Here is a 22,207-nt window from a genome sequence, read left to right as displayed (position 1 = left end):
ATAAAGATGACGTTGATATTTGCTCATAGAGGTTCAGCCGGAACACATCCTGAAAATACGTTAGAGGCATTTTATGAAGCAGATAAAGTAGGCGCTGATGGAATAGAACTTGATGTTCAATTAACAAAGGACGGGGAAGTAATTGTAATTCATGATGAGACAGTAGATAGGACTACAAATGGAAAAGGCTTTGTGAAAGACCTTACATTAAAAGAGGTCCAAAAACTCGATGCAAGCTATAAGAATAAAAAGCTTTTTAGAAAACCTAAAATACCTTTGTTGAGAGAAGTGTTTGCTTGGTTAAAAACAAATAATTTATACTGTAATATAGAATTGAAAAATAATATAATTGACTATCCAGGGCTAGAAGAGAAAGTAGTGGAGATAATCCGCGAATTTGAGATGGAACACCGAATAATTATCTCCTCCTTTAATCACTATTCCATTGTCCATTGTTATCAGTTAGAACCGCGTATAGAAATTGCGCCATTATTTTCTTCCACTATATATATGCCGTGGGTATATGCACGATCATTGCGTGCAAAAAGCATTCATCCTAATATAAGAGCTGTCACTGATGAGATAATTAAGGTTGCAGAACATAATGGAGTTGCGGTTAGACCCTATACAATAAATAAAGAGTCATTAATGAAAAGATTGTTTCAAGTAAATTGCTCAGCTTTTTTTACCGATTACCCTGAAAAGGCGATAAAAATTAGATCTCAATTATGAGAGTGATCTTTAGAAATGGTTTCTATAACCAAAAAAGCTAGCATCTGCTAGCTTTTTTGGTTTAATCTATTTGTATTAGGTTGTTTAAAACGTTTTTGCACTTTATTTCTTTTTCGATCACGATATAGAACAAATCCTCCGATAAAGCCTAATCCACATAAGAACAACAATAGGCCCAAAATAAACTGCAACCACAAGAATGGTATTGGTGGTTGAAGAATACCAAATAACATATCCCTCATTAATTTTATCCCAAGAGCAGCAAGTGCTCCAGGAATTAACATTATAATCAATGCAAAAATTCGAACCATAATAAAAACTCCTCTATATATCACTAAAAAAATTTTAACTTATTGATGAAAATTGTCAAGCAACATATGTTGAGGTATGATTATAAGTGGTGTATGAAAAATATTGCAATATCCCCGAAAGTAGAGGTGAAAAATATTGCAAAATGTCCTAATAGTTGGAGCGGGAAAGGGTGGCACAGCTATACTGGAAATATTATATGAATCATCTGTAATGAAAATTGCTGCTGTTTGTGATGTGAAGGAAGACTCACCCGGTATTCAGCTTGCAAAAAAAAATAACATTCCAGTTGGGAGCGACTGGCGCGACTTCTTAAATAATGATACTAATACCATTGATATTGTTATTGAAGTAACAGGAGATAAAAAGGTTTTTGAAGAGATTCGAGAAGCGAGAGGCAAGCAAACTGTAATTATTCCAGGTAGCGTTGCCTTTTTGATCGCAAAGTTGATGGAAGATAAGGAAGGCTTAATAGAAGAGATACAAAATGAATCTTTTAAAAGGGATTTGATTCTTAACTCCACTGATGACGGGATGGTTGGTATTGACATTAAGGGGCACATTATTTTACTCAATAAAAGTGCTGCGAAAATGATTGGAACCGACCAAGAAGGAACTATAGGAAAACATATTTTAGATGTTATTCCGAAAAGTAAACTCCCTCATGTCATTGAAACGAAACGAACAGAAATTAACCAAGAACTTCTATTGGATAATGGGTTAAAAATTATTACGAATCGGATTCCAATGATTACAGAAGACAATGAAGTGATAGGTGCTTTTTCCGTTTTTAAGGATATTACAGAAGTAGTAAATCTTGCGGAAGAAATAACTAATTTGAAAGAAATTCAAACAATGCTTGAAGCTATTATTCACTCCAGTGATGATGCCATTTCTGTAGTAGACGAGGAAGGGAAGGGGATATTAATTAACCCCGCCTATACAAGGATTACCGGTTTAAGCCAAGAAGAAGTAATTGGAAAACCTGCCACCGCTGATATTTCTGAAGGAGAGAGTATTCACTTTAAAGTACTTCAAACAAGAAGATCGATTAGAGGGACGAGGATGAGAGTAGGCCCTAATCGTAAAGAGGTAATTGTGAATGTTGCTCCTATTATTGTAAATGGTAAGTTAAAAGGGAGCGTCGGAGTTATTCATGACGTGTCGGAGATTCAATCACTTACACAGGAATTAGATCGTGCGAGACAAATAATTCGTACGCTTGAAGCGAAGTATATGTTTGATGATATTGTTGGGGATTCAGAAGAAATGAAAATTGCTATCGAACAGGCAAAATTAGGCGCGAAAACACCTGCTACTGTTCTCTTAAGAGGAGAATCAGGAACGGGGAAAGAGCTGTTTGCACATGCAATACATAATGCTAGTAACCGAAAGTATAATAAATTCATTCGAGTAAACTGTGCGGCACTTTCGGAAAGTTTGTTAGAAAGTGAATTATTTGGGTACGAAGAAGGAGCATTTTCTGGTGCGAAACGTGGTGGGAAAAGAGGGCTTTTTGAGGAAGCGAATAATGGAAGTATTTTTCTAGATGAGATTGGTGAATTAAGTGCCAATACACAAGCAAAATTGCTCCGAGTTTTACAGGAAAATGAGATTGTAAGGGTAGGCGGAACGAAATCTGTTAGTATTGACGTTCGTGTAGTAGCCGCAACGAATGTAAATCTAGAAAAAGGCATAGCGGATGGATCATTTAGAGAGGATTTATATTATCGCTTAAATAGAATGCCTATTCAAATTCCTCCGTTACGAAGAAGGACATCCGATATACCAAGGATTGCAGAAAGGTTAATTTTAAAAATAAATCAAGACTACGGAAGAAATGTTGAAGGTATTTCAGACCAAGCTATGAACTATTTAATGAGTTATGACTGGCCGGGAAATGTAAGGGAACTAGAGAATGTTATAGGTAGAGCAATCATCTTTATGCAGTACAATGAAACAATAATTGAAGAGAAACATTTACCATCTCTTCAACAAAAACAAGTGTCAAAGAAACAGGATTTTGGGATTAATACCTCCTCTACAGAAGATTTAGCTTCAAGGCTTGAACAATATGAAAAAAACATTATTCAGGAGGTTTTGGAGCAAAATAAAGGGAATAAAACAGCAACAGCGAAAACATTGAATATTTCTGTAAGGAATCTTTATTATAAACTTGAAAAATACAACATTGAAAAAAATAGCATGAAATAAATTGCGCAGCATGCAAAAATTTTCATGGTGAGAAGCAATAAAATGAAGCGTTTTCATTAACTTTAGTGTTGGCACGATTCTTGCATGTGTATTAGTGGCGGTTATTTTTATCCCGTGTTAACGGGTAGTATATCGCTCCACCGTAAGGATTTGAGAGAAACGAAGAAGTGCAAGGGTGGAATAATTATCCGTAAACGCCCGATTGTTCGTTTCACTTTATAGTAAAAGGGGTTGAAGAACATACATGAACCTACATTCTTTAGTTGAAAAAGCAACCCAGTGGAAAGATGCGACGATTGCTGTTGCTGTCGCTGAAGATGCAGAAGTAATTAGTGCAATTTCTATGGCAGTGGAGAAGGGATTAGCTCAATTTTTACTTTATGGAAACAAAGAGAAAATGGAATTGATTATTCGTGAGGTTTCTCCACAGTTGCAAGACCACAGCCGGATTCAAATTATAGATGCTCCTTCAGTGAAAGAAGCAGCAGAGATGGCAGTGAAGGCAGTGAATTCTGGAAAAGCAAATGCTCTTATGAAAGGTCATGTTTCTACGGCTGTTATATTGAAAGCGGTTTTAAATAAAGAATGGGGACTTAGAACTGGCAATGTTCTCTCACATGTTGCTGTTTTTGAAGTACCTGATTCAGATCGTTTAACAATTATCACGGACGCAGCAATGAATATTGCTCCTGAGCTTTCTCAGAAAGCGCAAATTTTAGAAAATGCAGTGGGAGTTGCGAGGTCAATAGGGATTGAGGAACCAAGGGTAGCCCCTATTGCTGCTGTAGAAGTAGTTAATCCTGCAATGCAGGCGACATTGGATGCCGCTGCCTTAACCCAAATGAATAAAAGGGGACAAATTAATAATTGTATAGTAGATGGGCCATTGGCACTAGATAATGCTATTTCTATAGAGGCAGCAGAACATAAAGGTATTCAAAACGATGTAGCAGGACAAGCAGATATTCTACTCGTTCCTAATATTGAAACAGGAAATTCGCTGTATAAATCGCTTATCTATTTTGCAAAAGCAAAAGTAGGTGCAGTTATTTCCGGTGCAAAAGCTCCAATTGTGTTAACGTCTAGAGCAGATAGTGCTGAAAGTAAATTATATTCACTTGCGCTGGCAATATGCTCTGCTTCAAATAATCGAAATTAATTATATAAAAGATAATGGGGAGGAAATACTAATGAAAATTTTCAGCTATATGGAACAATATGACTATGAACAATTACTATTTTGCCAAGATGAAGTATCAGGTTTAAAAGCGATTATCGCAATTCATGATACTACTTTAGGTCCTGCCTTAGGTGGTACTCGTATGTGGACTTACGAGTCAGAGGATGCAGCAATTGAGGATGCACTTCGTCTGGCTAAAGGAATGACATATAAAAATGCGGCAGCAGGTTTAAATCTTGGTGGAGGAAAGACAGTTATTATCGGCGACCCTCGTACAGATAAAAATGAGGAAATGTTCCGTGCTTTCGGTCGTTATATTCAAGGTTTAAATGGACGTTATATCACTGCTGAAGATGTAGGGACAACTGTTGCTGACATGGATTTAATTCATGAAGAAACAAATTATGTAACAGGTATTTCCCCTGCATTTGGTTCATCAGGTAATCCATCACCTGTAACTGCTTACGGAGTATACAGAGGGATGAAAGCAGCGGCTAAAGAAGCATTCGGTACGGATTCACTTGAAGGAAAAACGATAGCTGTTCAAGGTGTGGGAAATGTTGCTTTCAATATGTGCCGCCACCTTCATGAAGAAGGAGCAAAGTTAATTGTTACGGATATTAACAAAGAAGCAGTTCAGCGTGCTGTAGACGAATTTGGTGCAAAAGCAGTTGGTTTGGATGAAATTTACAGTGTGGAATGTGATATTTTCGCTCCATGTGCACTTGGAGCTATTATTAATGATGAAACGATCCCGCAACTTAAAGCAAAAGTTATTGCAGGTGCAGCAAATAACCAATTTAAAGAAGCGCGTCATGGGGACATTGTTCACGAAATGGGTATCGTTTATGCTCCTGATTATGTAATTAATGCAGGTGGAGTTATTAATGTTGCTGATGAACTTTATGGATATAATCAAGAGCGTGCAATGAAAAAGGTAGAGCAAGTATATAACAACGTAGAACGTGTTATCGAAATTGCTAAACGTGACAATATACCAACATATGTTGCTGCAGACCGTATGGCAGAGGAAAGAATTGAAAAAATGCGCAAGTCTCGTAGCCAGTTTTTACAAAATGGAAAACATATATTAAGTGGACGTGGGTAATAAACTATAACAAAAGCCTTCCATCCTAAGTGCTTTTCCTAGGATGGTTAGTCCCTGTTCTAGGTCCCGCTTAGCGTTGGATATTTAAGTGGGGCCTGGATTTTTTTGCAGTAAGAAGACAATAAGCTTAATACGGGGGATGACTCCAAGAATTCTACCCAAATGGAGGTAACAATATTGCAAGAAAATAAACACCGCATACTAGTTATAAATCCTGGTTCTACTTCAACAAAGATCGGTGTGTTTGACGAGGAAAAAGTAATATTTGAGAAGACGTTACGGCACGATACAGATAAAATAAATGAATTCCCTAATATCATTGATCAATATGAGTTTCGGAAAAACACAATTTTACAGACATTAGATGAAGAAGGAATTAACATTTCTAAACTTAGTGCTGTATGTGGTCGAGGTGGGTTGTTAAGGCCTATTGAAGGTGGCACGTATGGTGTTAATGAAGAGATGCTAAAAGACCTAAGGGAAGGCTATGCTGGACAACATGCATCCAACTTAGGAGGAATCATTGCTTATGAAATTGCAACAGGACTAAACATTCCTTCTTATATAGTTGATCCTGTAGTTGTGGACGAGCTGGATCCAATTGCAAGGATGTCTGGCTTCTCGCTTATTGAGCGAAAAAGCATTTTCCATGCGCTAAACCAAAAAGCCGTTGCTAGAAGAGTTGCTAAACAATTAGGAAAGAAATATGAAGATCTTAACCTTATTATTACCCATATGGGCGGAGGTATTACCGTCGGTGCCCACAAGAACGGAAAAGTGATAGACGTGAACAACGGTTTACATGGTGACGGTCCATTTAGCCCTGAACGTGCGGGGACTGTACCAGCCGGTGAGTTGGTAGATCTTTGCTTTTCCGGTGACTACTATCGAGACGAAATTATGAAGAAGCTTGTTGGACAAGGTGGGCTTGTAGGTTATCTTGGAACGAATGACGCCATTAAAGTTGAAAAGATGATTGATAACGGTGATGGAAATGCAAAAAAAGTATACGATGCTATGGCATACCAAGTCGCAAAAGAAATTGGTGGAGCTAGTGCTGTCTTTAGTGGAAAAGTGGATGCTATTGTGTTAACAGGCGGTTTAGCCTATGGAAAAGCTTTTGTTAAATCAATTACTGACCGAATTAACTGGATTGCTGATGTCATTATTCAGCCTGGTGAAAATGAACTTCAAGCACTTGCCGAAGGAGCAGTCAGGGTTTTGAAAGGTGAAGAACAGGAAAAAGTCTATCCTGGGAACATAAAGGAAAAAGCAACAGTATAAGAGTAAGACAGTATAAGAGTAAGGAGGAATCATCATTGGCACAAGAATATGATCTGGTCATTTTAGGTGGAGGTACAGGTGGCTATGTAGCTGCAATCCGTGCTTCTCAATTAGGATTAAAAACAGCAATTGTTGAAAAAGGGAAACTTGGGGGGACATGCTTACACAAAGGTTGCATTCCAAGTAAAGCACTATTACGAAGTGCCGAAGTATACGCTACTGCAAAACATAGTGAAGACTTTGGTGTGAAAATTAACGGAGTAGAGCTTGATTTTACACGGGTGCAGGAGAGGAAAAATGGCATTGTCGAACAATTGCACAAAGGTGTCCAACATTTGATGAAACAAGGAAAAATTGATGTGTTTGAGGGAATTGGAAGAATTTTAGGGCCGTCTATTTTTTCCCCAATGCCTGGAACAATTTCTGTTGAAATGAATAATGGTGATGAAAACGAGATGCTTATACCGAAAAATGTGATTGTTGCTACAGGGTCTCGTCCTCGCACATTACCTAGTCTTGATATTGATGGTGAGGTAGTTCTTTCTTCTGATGAAGCTCTTTCACTGGAAGAATTACCAAAGTCAATTATCATTGTAGGTGGCGGTGTTATTGGTATTGAATGGGCTTCTATGTTATCTGACTTTGGTGTTGAGGTAACCGTCCTAGAATATGCTGACAAAATTGTTCCAACAGAAGATCATGAGATTTCAAAAGAAATGCAGCGTCTAATGAAGAAAAAGGGCGTTAAAATTGTTACGAGTGCAAAAGTTTTACCAGAGACAATGAAAAAAGGAAACAATGAAGTAACAATAAATGCGGAACATAAAGGGGAAGAAAAGTCCTTCTCTGCCGAAAAAATTCTCGTTTCTGTTGGAAGACAAGCAAATGTAGAAGGTATCGGACTTGAAAACACAGATATAAAAGTAGAAAAAGGTTTTATTGAAGTCAATGAATTTTTCCAAACAAAGGAATCACATATTTATGCGATTGGAGACGTTATCGGTGGTCTTCAGCTTGCACATGTTGCCTCACATGAGGGGATTACTGCTGTCGAGCACTTAGCAAATGAAAAACCAGATCCAATGGATTACTCGCTCGTATCTAAATGTATTTATAGCAATCCTGAAATAGCAAGTGTTGGTATAACAGAACAAGAAGCAAAAGACAAAGGTCATAATGTAAAGGTTGGAAAATTTAGCTTCCGTGCAATCGGAAAAGCATTGGTGTATGGAGAATCTGATGGTTTTGTCAAAATCGTTGCGGATAAAGATACGGATGATATTTTAGGTGTTCATATGATTGGACCTCATGTAACAGATATGATTTCTGAAGCGGGATTAGCCCGGGTTCTAGATGCTACTCCATGGGAAGTAGCACATACTATCCATCCGCATCCATCCCTTTCTGAAGCAATTGGTGAAGCGGCATTAGCAGTTGATGGAAAGGCAATTCATTCTTAATAAAAGGCTGTATTTGTAAAGATTGTTGTTTTTTAGCTGAAAACTAAGTTGAACTTACTGAGTTGATTGGAGCGGAAATCAACGGTCAAAATTTATAAGTAAAAAACAAGAGTCTATGAGAAAAGAGCCTAATAAAAAGTAATAATAGTCGACTCAAACTAAAGTGCTATGCATCTTCCTAAAAGTACTGAGAGATGTAAGCACTTATGAGTCAACTTCGAATTTTATGTTTGGGAGGTAGTAAAAATGGCAGAGAATCGTCATAAAGATTTAGGCCTATCTGATGAGAAGGTTTTAGAAATGTATGAAACAATGCTTTTGGCAAGAAAAATAGATGAACGTATGTGGTTATTAAACCGCTCTGGTAAAATTCCGTTCGTTATTTCTTGTCAAGGTCAAGAAGCTGCTCAAATTGGTGCAGCATTTGCTTTAGACAAAGAAAAAGACTATGTTCTTCCGTATTACCGTGATATGGGTGTTGTACTTACTTTTGGAATGACGGCAAAAGAATTAATGCTTTCAGGATTTGCTAAATCAGAAGACCCAAACTCAGGTGGACGTCAAATGCCAGGACATTTTGGCCAAAAGAAAAATAATATTGTAACGGGTTCTTCGCCAGTAACGACACAAGTACCTCATGCAGTAGGATTGGCACTTGCTGGAAAAATGGAGAAAAAAGATTTAGTTACATTTGTTACATTCGGGGAAGGTTCTTCTAACCAAGGTGATTTCCATGAAGGAGCAAACTTTGCAGGCGTACATAAACTCCCTGTTATCTTCATGTGCGAAAACAATAAATATGCGATTTCGGTTCCTATCGAAAAGCAGCTTGCATGTGAAAAGGTATCAGATCGTGCAATTGGGTATGGCATGCCAGGAGTAACAGTGGATGGAAATGACCCACTTGAAGTATACAAAGCAGTTAAAGAAGCAGCCGATCGTGGACGACGCGGTGAAGGCCCGACACTTGTTGAAACAGTGTCTTATCGCCTGACTCCTCACTCTTCTGATGATGATGACCGTAGTTACCGTTCACCTGATGAGGTTGCAAAAGCAAAAACGCACGATCCAATCATTACATTTGGTGCTTATCTAAAAGAAAATGGCATTATGAATGACGATGTTGAAAAAGACATCAATGACCGAATCATGAAACTAGTGAACGAAGCAACGGACTATGCAGAAAATGCACCATATGCAGATGCTGAAGAAGCATTAAAATATGTATATGGACAAGAGCAGTAAAAAAGAAAAGCGAAAGCGGCTTGCCCAGCTCGTGAAGAAAATAGAGATTGACCTCGGAAGGTGCTCTTTGCCTTTTGAGGTAAATCATCTTTTTCACAGCGAGCTAGCCGCTGTAGCAAGATAGGAGGAATAAAAGGATGCCAGTTATTTCATATATTGATGCCGTTACAATGGCGATAAGAGAAGAAATGGAACGAGATGAGAAAGTATTTGTTCTTGGTGAAGACGTTGGGAAAAAGGGCGGGGTGTTTAAAGCAACGCACGGTCTTTATGACCAATTCGGTGAAGAGCGTGTTATTGATACTCCACTAGCTGAATCCGCAATTGCGGGTGTCGGAATCGGTGCGGCTATGTACGGGATGAGGCCTATTGCGGAAATGCAGTTTGCGGATTTTATTATGCCGGCAGTCAACCAAATTATTTCGGAAGCAGCTAAGGTTCGGTACCGCTCTAATAACGACTGGAATTGTCCGATGGTTATCCGTGCTCCATATGGCGGAGGTGTACACGGTGCACTTTATCACTCCCAATCTGTTGAGGCGATATTTGCTAACCAGCCTGGGCTGAAAATCGTGATGCCTTCTACCCCTTATGATGTTAAAGGGCTATTAAAAGCTGCTATTCGTGATGATGATCCAGTTTTATTCTTCGAACATAAACGTGCTTATCGTTTAATTAAAGGGGAAGTTCCAGAAGATGACTATACACTTCCAATAGGAAAAGCAGATGTGAAACGCGAAGGTGATGATATTACTGTCATTACATATGGACTTAGTGTTCACTTTGCACTTCAAGCAGCAGAGAAGCTTGCAGAAGATGGGATTCAAGCACATATTTTGGATCTTCGAACAGTATATCCACTTGATAAAGAGGCAATTATTGAAGCAGCATCCAAAACAGGTAAAGTTCTTCTTGTAACGGAAGATACAAAAGAAGGAAGCATTATGGGTGAAGTAGCAGCAATTATTTCAGAGAACTGCTTATTTGATTTGGATGCACCTATTAAGCGTCTTGCTGGACCTGATGTGCCAGCAATGCCTTATGCTCCTACAATGGAAAAATACTTTATGATCAACCCAGATAAGGTAGAAAAAGCAATGCGTGAACTAGCGGAATTTTAAAATAAAGTTTCTATTAATAGAATATATTATGCAAGGAGGGTTCCTCATTGGGTATAGAAAAAATGAAAATGCCACAATTAGGGGAAAGTGTTACAGAAGGTACAATCAGTAAATGGTTAGTATCACCGGGAGATACTGTGAATAAATATGATCCAATTGCAGAAGTGCAAACAGATAAAGTTAATGCTGAGGTGCCATCTTCTTTTACTGGTACGATTAAAGAATTAATCGCAGAAGAAGGAGACACGCTTGAAGTTGGTGAAATTATTTGTTCAATTGAAATAGAAGGTGGCGGGACACCTTCTGAAGAAGCTACTTCATCACAAGAAGAAACAGCAGAATCTTCACAAGCAAACAAAAATGCTAGTAGTGCAAAGAAAGCAGAAAATAAAGATAGTAGCAATAAGGGAAGGTTCTCACCTGCTGTACTTAAGATGTCTCAAGAGCATGGTATCGATCTTTCACAAGTAGAGGGGTCTGGAAAGGGCGGACGCATTACTCGAAAAGATATTCAAAAAATTATTGATTCCGGTGAGATTCCAAAAGCAGGAGAAACGAATCAAACGACAACAGAAACACCTAAACAAACACCAGCGCAATCAGAAACTGCACAGAAACCAGCGGCAGCATCTAAGCAAGCAGCACCTTCTCCAAATGTACCAGTAGCGCCTGGTGACATTGAGATTCCTGTAACTGGTGTTAGGAAAGCAATTGCATCCAATATGGTACGAAGCAAGCATGAAGCACCACATGCATGGACAATGATGGAAATGGATGTAACGAAACTTGTGGAGTATAGAAACTCGCTTAAAACAGAATTCAAACAACGGGAAGGATTCAACTTAACATTCTTTGCATTCTTTGTTAAAGCAGTAGCACAAGCTCTTAAGGAATTCCCGCAAGTAAATTCTATGTGGGCTGGAGATAAGATTGTTCAAAAGAAAGATATAAACCTTTCTATTGCGGTTGCAACAGATGATGCATTGTTTGTTCCTGTTATTAAAAATGCGGATGAAAAAACAATTAAAGGTATTGCCCGTGAAATTACAGAACTGGCAAATAAAGTTCGTGCTGGAAAGTTAAAGTCTGAAGATATGCAGGGTGGAACATTCACAGTGAACAATACAGGTTCATTTGGATCTGTCCAATCAATGGGAATTATTAATTACCCACAAGCGGCAATTCTTCAAGTCGAATCTATTGTTAAACGTCCTGTTGTCATGGATAATGGTATGATTGCAGTTCGAGACATGGTCAATCTATGTATGTCGTTAGATCATCGTGTACTGGATGGATTAGTATGCGGAAGGTTCTTGCAACGTGTGAAAGAAATCTTAGAAAATACTTCTAAAGAGACGACTTCGGTTTATTAATCTGTATTCTAAAAAGCTGTATCAAGTGAGAGTAACCTCTCACTTGATACAGCTTTTTTTATTACTTTAACTCTCCGATAGAACCCCTACACGCTTCAATAAATACTACTAGTTTTTATGTCCTAGTAGCTGTTCAGGTAAGATTTATCTAAGTATATAGGTTTATCTTTATATTTAGAAATATCTAATGACTCATCAGTGATACCAAAAGGCTTATAGAATTAACAGTGTTAACGATAATTTTAATTTTAGTAGACTGCAATAGTCGGATTATAAAATACGGAAAATGTTACCAATGATTTATTTTGGAGATACTCACTATTTAACCTTTGCATTTAGACAACAATCGACATGTCTATATGGTTATATTTGGTTTACCACCTAGAAGTAACCAAATATGTAAAGGGGGGGAGAATCTCCTAGGTGGTCTGTACTTTGATAATAGAATAGGAGGGAAAGATTTGAAATTAAAAAAGAAAAAGATGATTAAATGGTTTTCTATGTTGTTAACAGTAATTCTTTTTATTCCACTGTTTTATCCGATGAATTCGTTAGCAGAAAGTAATAAAAACGCTAACTCATTAAGAGATACTATCCTACAAACTAGTAAATCCAACATTTCCAAAAAAGTAAATGATCAATTTAAGAAGAATGATAAGGTTACCTATTTAATTAAATTAAAAGATCAAGTTGATACAATGGAAATATCCAAAAAAGCTCAAACAAAAGCCCAAAAGCAAAAACTCTCTGCAAACAATACAAAATTAATGAAAAGGTCCATGGTAGTTTCTTCATTAAGAACTAAAGCACTAGAGACACAAGCACATATTAAAGACTTTTTAACAAAAGAAGAAAAAGCAGGAAATGCTAAAAATGTTCAATCGTTTTATATCGTAAATGCCATTGCCGTTACGTCAACAAAAGGTGTAATGGAGAAGATTTCAACTTTCTCAGAAGTAGATAAAATACTTCCAAACGAAACTAGAAAATTGATACAGCCTGTAAAGGTAGATTCACCAAAAAGTTCTGTTGGAAAAAAGAATGCGATTAGTAAAAATAAACCTGCTTCGATTGAATGGAATATCGAAAGAGTAGGGGCTCCTTCCGCTTGGGAACTAGGTGTTGATGGTTCGGGAACAGTAGTAGCCTCTATTGATACTGGAGTCCAATGGGATCACCCTGCTTTAAAAGAAAAATATAGAGGATTTAATCCGCAAAATTCAAGTGAACCTGATAATGAATATAATTGGTTTGATGCAGTAGATGGTCAGTCAAGTCCTTATGATGACCTTGGTCATGGAACACATGTAACAGGAACAATGGTTGGGGGAGAGCCAGATGGAGGTAATCAAATTGGAGTTGCTCCTGGTGCAAAGTGGATTGCGGTTAAAGCATTCACGGAAGATGGAGGAACTGATATTGATTTATTAGAAGCTGGGGAATGGATTTTAGCACCAAAAGACGCTGAGGGCAATCCACATCCTGAAATGGCACCAGACGTTGTGAATAACTCGTGGGGAGGTGGACCCGGGTTAGATGAATGGTATCGTGAAATGGTTCAAGCGTGGCGTGCAGCAGAAATTTTCCCTGAATTTTCAGCTGGAAATACAACATTATTCAATCCAGGAGGTCCAAGTTCAGTCGCAACACCAGCGAACTACCCTGAATCGTTTGCAACGGGTGCCACTGACATTAATAACTCATTAGGAGACTTTTCTCTTCAAGGACCTTCACCGTATGATGAAGTAAAACCGGAGATATCGGCACCAGGAGTGAATATTCGTTCTTCAGTGCCAGGAAGTAATTATGAGGGAGGATGGAATGGAACTTCTATGGCTGGGCCACATGTATCTGCTATAGTAGCCTTATTAAGGCAGGTAGATGCTAGTCTAACAGTTGAAGAGTTGGAAGAAATACTTATCTCGACTTCACAACCATTGACGGACAACGAATTCCCGGAATCACCTAATAACGGCTATGGTCATGGGTTGGTAAATGCATTTGATGCAGTCTCCTCTGTTATTAGCGGAATCGGCACTATACAGGGAACGGTAACGAAGGAAGGAGACGACACCGAGGCACCAATTTTTGAGCATACTGCATCAACAGAAGCCTATAAAGGAATGGATCTCCCTCTTCAAATAGAGGTTAATGATAATGTTAGTGTGGTAAGTGTAATAGTAAGCTATAAACAAGGAGAAGAGAATTGGGTTGATATTGAAGCAGAAAGAATAAGTGGTGATTATAAAGAAGGTACGTATTCGGCAAGTATTCCAGGAGAAGTATTGAATTCCAATAATGTTACGTATAAGTGGAATATCCTTGACTTTGGAGGAAATGAAGTTAATTCGGAGGAATATTCTGTTGCACTTCTCGATGGTATCTCAGTCGGATATGAAGAGGATTTTGAAGGGAATCCAACTGGATGGACTTCCTATGGTGAAGCAAACACTTGGGAATGGGGGGTTCCTGAAAATGGACCAGGAAATGCTTCATCGGGTGAAAAAGTATATGCAACTAACCTAGATGGAAGTTATGATAGTAATGCCAATATGACGCTTGTTATGCCTCCTGTAGAGTTGCCAGAAGGAAATAGCTTCTTACAGTTTAAACAATGGCATGAACTTGAAAACAACTACGACTATGGTCATGTGTTTGTTTCAACGGATGCGGAAAACTGGACTCAAGCCCATAGGGTTAACGGAACAACAACAGGATGGAGTGATGGAGAAGTTGACCTATCCGAATATGCAGGTCAGCGTGTGTACATTGCTTTCAATGTTACAACCGATGGAAGTGTTACAAAACAAGGTTGGTACCTAGACGATGTAAAGCTTACAAATCAGCCGCTTCAAGCATCCAAAACAAAACTTGGTTTAAAATCAAAGAGTAAAAATAAATCATCTTTATCAGCTAAACCAAAAGTAGTACCTAATAAGATTACAATAGTAAAACCAAAAGCAGGGGAAGGAACTTCCAAAAATCCGCCACAACCTTACCTTCTTCCTTTACAAGCTGAAGTCAGTGTATTAGAAACAGGAAGAAGTGTTTATACAAATTCAGCAGATGGATCATATAAAATGACACATGCGGCAGGGGACTATAGCGTAAAGGCAGAAGCTTATGGTTATCGTTCTTCTACGCAAAACATATCAGTGGAGCAGGATGGTATTTCAACAACTAACTTTACACTTGAGGAAATTCCTAAAGGGAATGTTTCCGGTACAATTACGAATGAAGTGACAGGAGAACCTGTAGATAATGCAACAATTTTTCTATTAGAGGATGCTGCTATTGAACCTGTTGAAACAGATGAAAACGGATCCTATGAAGTCACTGCTTACGAGGGAGAATACACATTAAAAGTAGTTGCTCCATATTACTATTCTCAGGAAGTAACAGTAACAGTTGAAGAAGGAGAGGTAGCTACTGCGGATGTTGCACTAAAACCATTTATCGGTTTTCCTGGAGAAATAGGTTATGATGACGGTACTGCTGAAAATGCTAGAGCATTCTATGATGCAGGAAATGGTTGGGCAGTAAAGATGTCACTTGAAGAAGGAAACAAAAACGCACTTGTAACAGGCGGTCTCTTCCGCTTCTGGGATACGGAATGGCCTGTACCTGGTGGAACAGAATTCCAAGTGGCCGTTTATGACGCTTCTGGACCTGATGGTGCACCAGGAAAAAAACTTGCTGGACCATTCGACGGCACGGCATTACGTAATGGTGAGTGGACACATGTAGATTTAAGTGAACACGGTATTATGGTGGAAGACGACTTCTATATGGTTTACATTCAATCGCAACCAGACCCCAATACACCAGGTCTTGGTACGGATGAAGATGGCGAAAACTCAGGGCGCAGCTGGCAATTAGTCGGTGGAGCATGGTCGCCTTCACCAGAAGAAGAAGGAAACTATATGATTCGAGCGACAGTAAATTATGAATTGACTGCACCAGTAATTACTTCTCCTAAAGATGGAACGTATACTAATAAGGATAAAATAACTGTTGAAGGTACTTCTGCTCCGTCAACGGATATTCATATCCTCAATAATGGGAAAGAGATTCAAACAGTAAAAGCTTCGGAAACTGGCAAATTTGAAGCTGTTATATCACTTGAAGGTAATGAGAACAAATTGACGGTCAAGGCATCTACAGAGCAAGGGATGACGGGGGAATCCTCTCCGATAGTTGTCACGTACGATAATCAAAAGCCAGATCTTTCTATAACATCTCCAGAGGGAGATACCAAAACTAATCGTGAGGTAATTAAAGTAGAGGGTACTGTTTCGGATGCCAATTTAAATTGGGTTAAAGTAAATGGTGCTAAAGTCAAGGTAACAGATGGGACTTATAGTCACCGTGTACTGCTTGATAATGGGGAAAATATAATCAATGTAGTCGCAAAGGACTTGGCTGGAAACAAAATGAAACAGTCTGTTACAGTAGATGCAAACTATACGGAGCTGGCAGTGGAGAATTTAAAACCAGATACAGATAAAGTACTCAAAAAAGGTGAATCAGTAAAAATTGAATTTGACAGTGAACCTGGACTAGATGCTACATTTGCTCTTCATATGCCATTGACAAATGCAGGAGGCATATTAACGAACGTAAATGAATTACCAATGATGGAAACATCTGAAGGTCACTACGTTGGATATTATACAGCAACATCGAATGTTAAAGCTCCTGGTGCTGTGATAGAAGTGAAGATTTCAGATGATTACGGAAATGTTACAAAGAAAAAAGCAGAAGGTAAGTTATATATTAATTCTAAAAAGAAATAAATGATTCTATTGAACCGAGACAAGGAGTAACTCCTCTTCTCGGTTCTTTTTTAGGTCTTCCTATGGCAGTTTACGAAAACTTTTACTTTGATTACATATGTAAATTGTAGAAATGAGTGAAGTAGGTATTTAGATGATCATAAACCAGTAAAATTTGCAAAAGGTAACAACTTCAGTAACAGCCAAAAATCATAGCAGTCTGAAACCATTATTGATGATAATGCTATTTTACTTTATACTAAAATAGCATTAGTATAAAAATTCAGAACCTTTGAATCTTTATTTTGGAAACGATTTCAAATTCTGCTGGGGAGGGAGAAAAATGAAAATTAAAGAGATGAAATCTCAATCTTTTGAAAAATATAACCTATCAGATTGGGAACGGACAGTAGAAAAAACATTAAAGGGGAAAAAATCAGAAGAACTACATACAAAAACCTATGAAACCATCGAGTTGAAGCCGCTTTACACGAGTGAGGATCGAAGTACCAAAGAGGATCAACTTATAAGGAAGAATGAGAACGATTGGTATATTGCTCAAGAGATAATAGGAAACTCGCTTAAAGAAATAGAGGATAAAGTAGAGAGTTGTCTAGTAAATGGCCAAAACTGTTTATCACTTTCTATACAAAATCAACACATGAATAAAGAGCTAGAAGAGCTATGTCGTAAAGTTGTTTCTTCACCGCTGCCACTTTTTATCATTGAGAAAAATACTGTGGAGCTGTTTACTTCTTATCTATTATCCTACTCCACAGAAGCCAAGTCTGAGCAGGGCGTTCAAGGAGTCATGGCATCCGATATTATTTCAAACAGGTTGGAATCAGGCAAGCTTCTTGCTGCGGATTCAGATGACTTTCAGAGCTGGATTGATAACATTACAAAAGTGAAGCAGATAAGTCCGAAGATAAAAACAATTTTAATAGATTCTTCACCGTATCACAATGCGGGTAGCAATGCTGTTCAAGAGCTTGCCTATGGATTAATGGAAGGAGTCCAGTATATAGAATGGTTAACAGATAGCAATTGGAGTGTGGAAGAAGTTGCAGAACGGATGGTTTTCCATTTTTCCATCAGCAGTCAATTTTTTATGGAGATAGCTAAATTAAGGGCGTTCAAGCAATTATGGGCTACTGTTTTGAAAGCGTACGGTGTTTCCAATTTAGAAGATAAAATAATAATTAGTGCCGAGACTTCTAAGTTTTCAAAATCAAACCTAGACTCGTATGTTAATGTGTTGCGTGCAGGAGGAGAAGCTTTTTCTGCTGTTCTTGGTGGAATTGATTATTTAAAAGTCGGCCAGTTTAATGAGTTCAGTGGAGAAACAAACCCATTATCAGAGAGGATTGCTCGTAATACGCAGCATATTCTTAAAGAAGAATCTCATTTAAGTAAGGTAGCAGACCCTGGGGCAGGATCGTATTTTATAGAAACATTGACAGAGGAGATAGGGAAAAAAGCCTGGGACTTGTTTGTACAGTTAGATGAAAGCGGAGGAGTGCTTCATCATTTACGAGAAGGTTCCATTCAGCGTGAAATTGAAAAAGTGCTTAAAGAGAAGAAAAAGGATTTAGTAACTAGAAAAAAAGCTATGATTGGAACAAATATATTTGCAAATTTAGAAGAGTCACTGTCAATACAAGCAAAGCAGGACACACAAAATGTTTCTCTTGATTCCTATGAGTCTATTACACCTTTACGTACTCATCGTTTGAGTGAAGCGTTTGAAGAACTACGTGTGAAGGCTGAATATCTAAAAAACAAACAGTATTCTGTTACCGCAGGGTTGATATGCTTAGGTTCTCTTAAAGATCATAAAGCAAGAGCCGATTATATATCCGGTGTATTAGCATCTGGAGGAATCTCTGTTGTGAAAAGCTCAGAATGTCATTCACAGGAAGATATCTCTACATTTATTAAAAATAAAAGGCTTGATTACTATGTTATCTGTGGAACAGACGAAGACTATACTTCTTATGTAATGGATGCTCTTCAAGTAGTTCAAGAAATAAGTCCAACTAGCATTGTTAATATTGCTGGAAAACCCGATGGACAAAAATATCTTGAATGGAAAGAAAAAGGCTTAAGCGGTTCTATCTATAGCGGTCAGGATATATTTGCAACGTTAACAAACATTCTAAACATTTGGGAAGGGGAGAATCACAATGAGTAAACCGAATTTTGCACACTTAGATCCGTTTAAGGCGGATTATGCGTATGAGAGTAGTTCATTAGCGGAAAACGGTCCTGCCTTTCAAACAAATGAACAAATTCCAATTAAATCTGTTTATACAAAAGAAGATATAGTCAATGTGGAGCACTTGAACGATCTCCCAGGTCTCCCTCCTTATACAAGAGGACCATACCCAACAATGTATGTAAATAGACCATGGACAGTTAGACAATATGCTGGTTTTTCTACTGCAGAAGAGAGCAATGCCTTTTACCGCAGAAATTTGGCAATGGGGCAAAAAGGTCTTTCTGTTGCTTTTGATTTAGCGACGCATCGAGGATATGATTCTGATCACCCGCGTGTTGTTGGGGATGTTGGAAAAGCTGGGGTAGCAATCGATTCCATTTTAGATATGAAAATTCTTTTTGATGAGATTCCGCTCGATCAAATGTCTGTCTCGATGACAATGAATGGTGCAGTATTACCAATCATGGCATATTATATTGTGACGGCAGAAGAGCAGGGTGTTTCAAAGGAAAAATTAACTGGAACGATTCAAAATGATATTTTAAAAGAATATATGGTCCGCAATACATATATTTATCCTCCAAAAATGTCAATGAAAATTATTTCGGATATTTTTGAATATACCTCTAAGTATATGCCGAAGTTCAACAGCATCAGTATATCTGGATATCATATGCAAGAGGCAGGAGCGACAGCAGATATTGAACTAGCGTATACACTTGCGGACGGTTTGGAATATGTACGGACAGGTTTGTCTGCTGGAATTGATATTGACTCTTTTGCACCGCGTTTATCGTTTTTCTGGGGGATAGGGATGAACTACTTTATGGAAGTGAGCAAATTAAGAGCAGCTAGACGAATTTGGGCAAAAATGATGCAAACCTTCCATCCTGAAAATTCAAAATCAATGGCTCTCCGAACTCACTCGCAAACTTCCGGTTGGAGTTTAACGGAACAAGACCCATTTAATAATGTAACAAGAACATTGATAGAGGCACATGCTGCAGCAATGGGACATACGCAGTCATTGCATACAAATGCACTGGATGAAGCGATAGCACTTCCAACCGATTTTTCAGCGAGAATTGCCCGTAATACGCAGCTTTATTTACAAGAAGAAACTGGAATTACGAAAGTGATTGATCCTTGGGCAGGGTCTTATTATGTGGAATCACTCACTAATGAGTTAATGGAAAAGGCTTGGAAACATATAGAGGAAATTGAGGAACTTGGCGGCATGACAAAGGCTATTGAAACAGGGCTACCGAAAATGAGGATTGAGGAAGCGGCTGCCAGAAGACAAGCGATGATTGATTCGGGAAAAGAGTCAATCACTGGTGTAAACCGTTATCGATTAGATAAGGAAGACCCAATTGAAACATTAGATATCGATAATACTGTTGTCCGCCAAAAGCAACTCGAACGAATTAAAAAGTTAAAAAAGGAAAGAGATGAAGAGAAAGTTTTACAAGCACTTCAAGAATTGACGCAATCCGCCGCGTCCGGAGAAGGGAATCTTTTAGAGAAATCAGTAAATGCAGCAAGAGCGAGAGCAACACTTGGTGAAATATCTTCTGCAATCGAAAAGGCCTCTGGACGTCATAAAGCAACGATTCGCTCTATTAGTGGTGTGTACAGTTCGAATTTCTCTAATGAACAAGAGATTACGGAAGTGAAAGAGATGACAGAAGACTTCCTTGAGAACGAAGGTAGAAGACCAAGAATCCTAATTGCCAAAATGGGGCAGGATGGGCACGATAGGGGAGCAAAGGTTATAGCGACAGCATTCGCTGATCTAGGCTTTGATGTTGATATCGGTCCGTTATTTCAAACACCTGAAGAAACTGCGTTGCAGGCAGTCGAGAACGATGTGCATGTCATTGGTGTTAGTTCGCTTGCGGCAGGACACAAAACATTGCTACCTCAATTAATTCAGGAATTAAAAAAACTGGGACGTGAGGATATTATTGTTGTAATTGGCGGAGTAATTCCTGCTAAAGACTACGAATTTCTTCTAAATAATGGGGCATCTGCCGTGTTTGGACCTGGAACCATTATTCCTGTTGCCGCACAAAAGGTAATTGAAGAAATTTATTACCGCCTCGGCTATGAGGAAGTGCAAGGGTAATGAGTGATAGTAATCGCCGTAAACGATTTGTGAAAAGAAATGGTGAGAAAGGGTCCATCGAAGAATTAAAAAGGGGAATTCTCGATAATGATCGTGGTCAACTAGCGAAAGCAATAACACTAATTGAAAGTAATAAAGGACAACATTATGAAAATGGCCAAAAGCTTCTACAGGAATTGTTACCATTTACAGGGAATAGTCTCCGGATTGGGATTACAGGTGTCCCGGGAGCTGGAAAAAGTACCTTTATTGAAAGTTTTGGGGAGCATTTATGTAATTTAGGTTATCGTGTAGCTGTTTTAGCAATTGATCCGAGTTCTACTGTTTCTGGAGGGAGTATTCTAGGCGATAAAACAAGAATGGAAAAATTAGCACGTAATCCAAATGCGTTCGTGCGTCCTTCTCCAACTGCCGGAACTCTCGGAGGGGTTCATCGAAAAACAAAAGAAACAATGCTTCTATGTGAAGCAGCAGGTTATGATATCGTAATCATTGAAACAGTCGGTGTCGGACAGAGTGAAGTTGTTGTAAGAGAGATGGTTGACTTCTTTTTATTATTAGTCATTACAGGTGCTGGTGATGAACTACAAGGGATGAAAAAAGGAATCATAGAATTAGCTGATGCTCTTGTCGTCAATAAGGCCGATGGCGAGAACCAAGCCCTTGCAAAAAAAACAAGGCGTGAGCTTAATCAAATTCTTCATTTCCTCCAGCCTGCAACAAAAGGATGGTCTACTAGAGCCTACACATGCTCAGCTCTCGAGAATATAGGAATCGATAAACTTTGGGACACTATTCAACGATTTGAAGCAGATACGAAGAAGAGTGGGGTCTTCTCTGAACGAAGAATGCAGCAGACACAAGAATGGTTTTATTCGATGCTTAAAGACAGAGTATTAAACGAATTTTTCCAGAATAGTGCCATTAAAAAGGAGCTTCCACGGTGGGAGGAGAGTATCCTTAATGAAGAATATACTTCAACCAAAGCGGTTGAAAGTCTTATGAAAATATACAATGATCAGTAAAAATTTTACTTTTCTAATGACACTTTAGTATG

General features: G+C 38.4%; 14 protein-coding genes. 13 read left to right on the top strand and 1 reads right to left on the bottom strand.

Features of this window, described 5'->3' with window-relative positions; translation table 11 throughout:
* The first annotated feature begins 6 nt into the window (after positions 1 to 6).
* Positions 7 to 732, top strand: coding sequence for a glycerophosphodiester phosphodiesterase (locus ACFSUL_RS02560; protein WP_377932409.1), 726 nt, complete (start codon positions 7 to 9; stop codon positions 730 to 732).
* Between the two features lie 47 nt (positions 733 to 779).
* Here the strand turns inward: ACFSUL_RS02560 and ACFSUL_RS02555 are convergent, their stop codons facing one another.
* Positions 780 to 1,043 carry a DUF2627 domain-containing protein gene (locus ACFSUL_RS02555; protein ID WP_377932407.1) on the bottom strand — a complete coding sequence of 88 codons (264 nt, stop codon included), beginning with the start codon at positions 1,041 to 1,043 and terminating at the stop codon, positions 780 to 782.
* Positions 1,044 to 1,179: 136 nt separating this feature from the next.
* Between ACFSUL_RS02555 and ACFSUL_RS02550 the strand changes: the two genes are divergently transcribed.
* The 12 genes from ACFSUL_RS02550 to meaB all read left to right on the top strand — a co-directional run bounded on the left by ACFSUL_RS02550 (position 1,180) and on the right by meaB (position 22,175).
* The gene (locus ACFSUL_RS02550; RefSeq protein ID WP_377932405.1) at positions 1,180 to 3,255 is read left to right on the top strand and encodes a sigma 54-interacting transcriptional regulator; all 2,076 of its coding nucleotides are present in this window, start codon (positions 1,180 to 1,182) and stop codon (positions 3,253 to 3,255) included.
* A gap of 244 nt (positions 3,256 to 3,499) precedes the next feature.
* Positions 3,500 to 4,414, top strand: a complete 915-nt coding sequence (gene yqiS / locus ACFSUL_RS02545; RefSeq protein WP_377932403.1) for a phosphate butyryltransferase — start codon at positions 3,500 to 3,502, stop codon at positions 4,412 to 4,414.
* Between the two features lie 31 nt (positions 4,415 to 4,445).
* Positions 4,446 to 5,543 carry a branched-chain amino acid dehydrogenase gene (gene bcd / locus ACFSUL_RS02540; RefSeq protein WP_071411381.1) on the top strand — a complete coding sequence of 366 codons (1,098 nt, stop codon included), beginning with the start codon at positions 4,446 to 4,448 and terminating at the stop codon, positions 5,541 to 5,543.
* 162 nt (positions 5,544 to 5,705) lie between these two features.
* Positions 5,706 to 6,827 (top strand): butyrate kinase, encoded by a 1,122-nt coding sequence (gene buk, locus ACFSUL_RS02535; protein ID WP_377932400.1) that lies wholly within the window; start codon positions 5,706 to 5,708, stop codon positions 6,825 to 6,827.
* Between the two features lie 35 nt (positions 6,828 to 6,862).
* Positions 6,863 to 8,287, top strand: a complete 1,425-nt coding sequence (gene lpdA, locus ACFSUL_RS02530) for a dihydrolipoyl dehydrogenase (RefSeq protein WP_377932398.1) — start codon at positions 6,863 to 6,865, stop codon at positions 8,285 to 8,287.
* Between the two features lie 246 nt (positions 8,288 to 8,533).
* Positions 8,534 to 9,532, top strand: coding sequence for a thiamine pyrophosphate-dependent dehydrogenase E1 component subunit alpha (locus ACFSUL_RS02525; protein WP_377932396.1), 999 nt, complete (start codon positions 8,534 to 8,536; stop codon positions 9,530 to 9,532).
* A gap of 137 nt (positions 9,533 to 9,669) precedes the next feature.
* Positions 9,670 to 10,653, top strand: a complete 984-nt coding sequence (locus tag ACFSUL_RS02520) for an alpha-ketoacid dehydrogenase subunit beta (protein WP_377932394.1) — start codon at positions 9,670 to 9,672, stop codon at positions 10,651 to 10,653.
* 47 nt (positions 10,654 to 10,700) lie between these two features.
* Positions 10,701 to 12,026 (top strand): dihydrolipoamide acetyltransferase family protein, encoded by a 1,326-nt coding sequence (locus ACFSUL_RS02515; RefSeq protein WP_377932392.1) that lies wholly within the window; start codon positions 10,701 to 10,703, stop codon positions 12,024 to 12,026.
* A 482-nt stretch (positions 12,027 to 12,508) separates the two neighbouring features.
* Positions 12,509 to 16,822, top strand: coding sequence for a S8 family serine peptidase (locus tag ACFSUL_RS02510; protein WP_377932425.1), 4,314 nt, complete (start codon positions 12,509 to 12,511; stop codon positions 16,820 to 16,822).
* Positions 16,823 to 17,144: 322 nt separating this feature from the next.
* On the top strand, positions 17,145 to 18,995 hold the full coding sequence (locus ACFSUL_RS02505; protein ID WP_377932390.1) for a methylmalonyl-CoA mutase family protein: 1,851 nt from the start codon (positions 17,145 to 17,147) through the stop codon (positions 18,993 to 18,995).
* A complete protein-coding gene (gene scpA / locus ACFSUL_RS02500; protein ID WP_377932388.1) occupies positions 18,988 to 21,150 on the top strand; it encodes a methylmalonyl-CoA mutase in 2,163 nt (720 codons plus the stop codon). Before ACFSUL_RS02505 ends, scpA begins: the two co-directional genes overlap by 8 nt.
* Positions 21,150 to 22,175, top strand: coding sequence for a methylmalonyl Co-A mutase-associated GTPase MeaB (gene meaB, locus ACFSUL_RS02495; RefSeq protein ID WP_071411390.1), 1,026 nt, complete (start codon positions 21,150 to 21,152; stop codon positions 22,173 to 22,175). The genes scpA and meaB overlap by 1 nt, the downstream gene beginning before the upstream one ends.
* The last annotated feature ends 32 nt before the right edge of the window (positions 22,176 to 22,207 follow it).

The sequence above is a fragment of the Bacillus seohaeanensis genome (assembly GCF_042684945.1).
Taxonomy (GTDB): domain Bacteria; phylum Bacillota; class Bacilli; order Bacillales; family Bacillaceae_B; genus Rossellomorea; species Rossellomorea seohaeanensis.
This window is presented reverse-complemented; position numbering and strand designations above follow the sequence as displayed.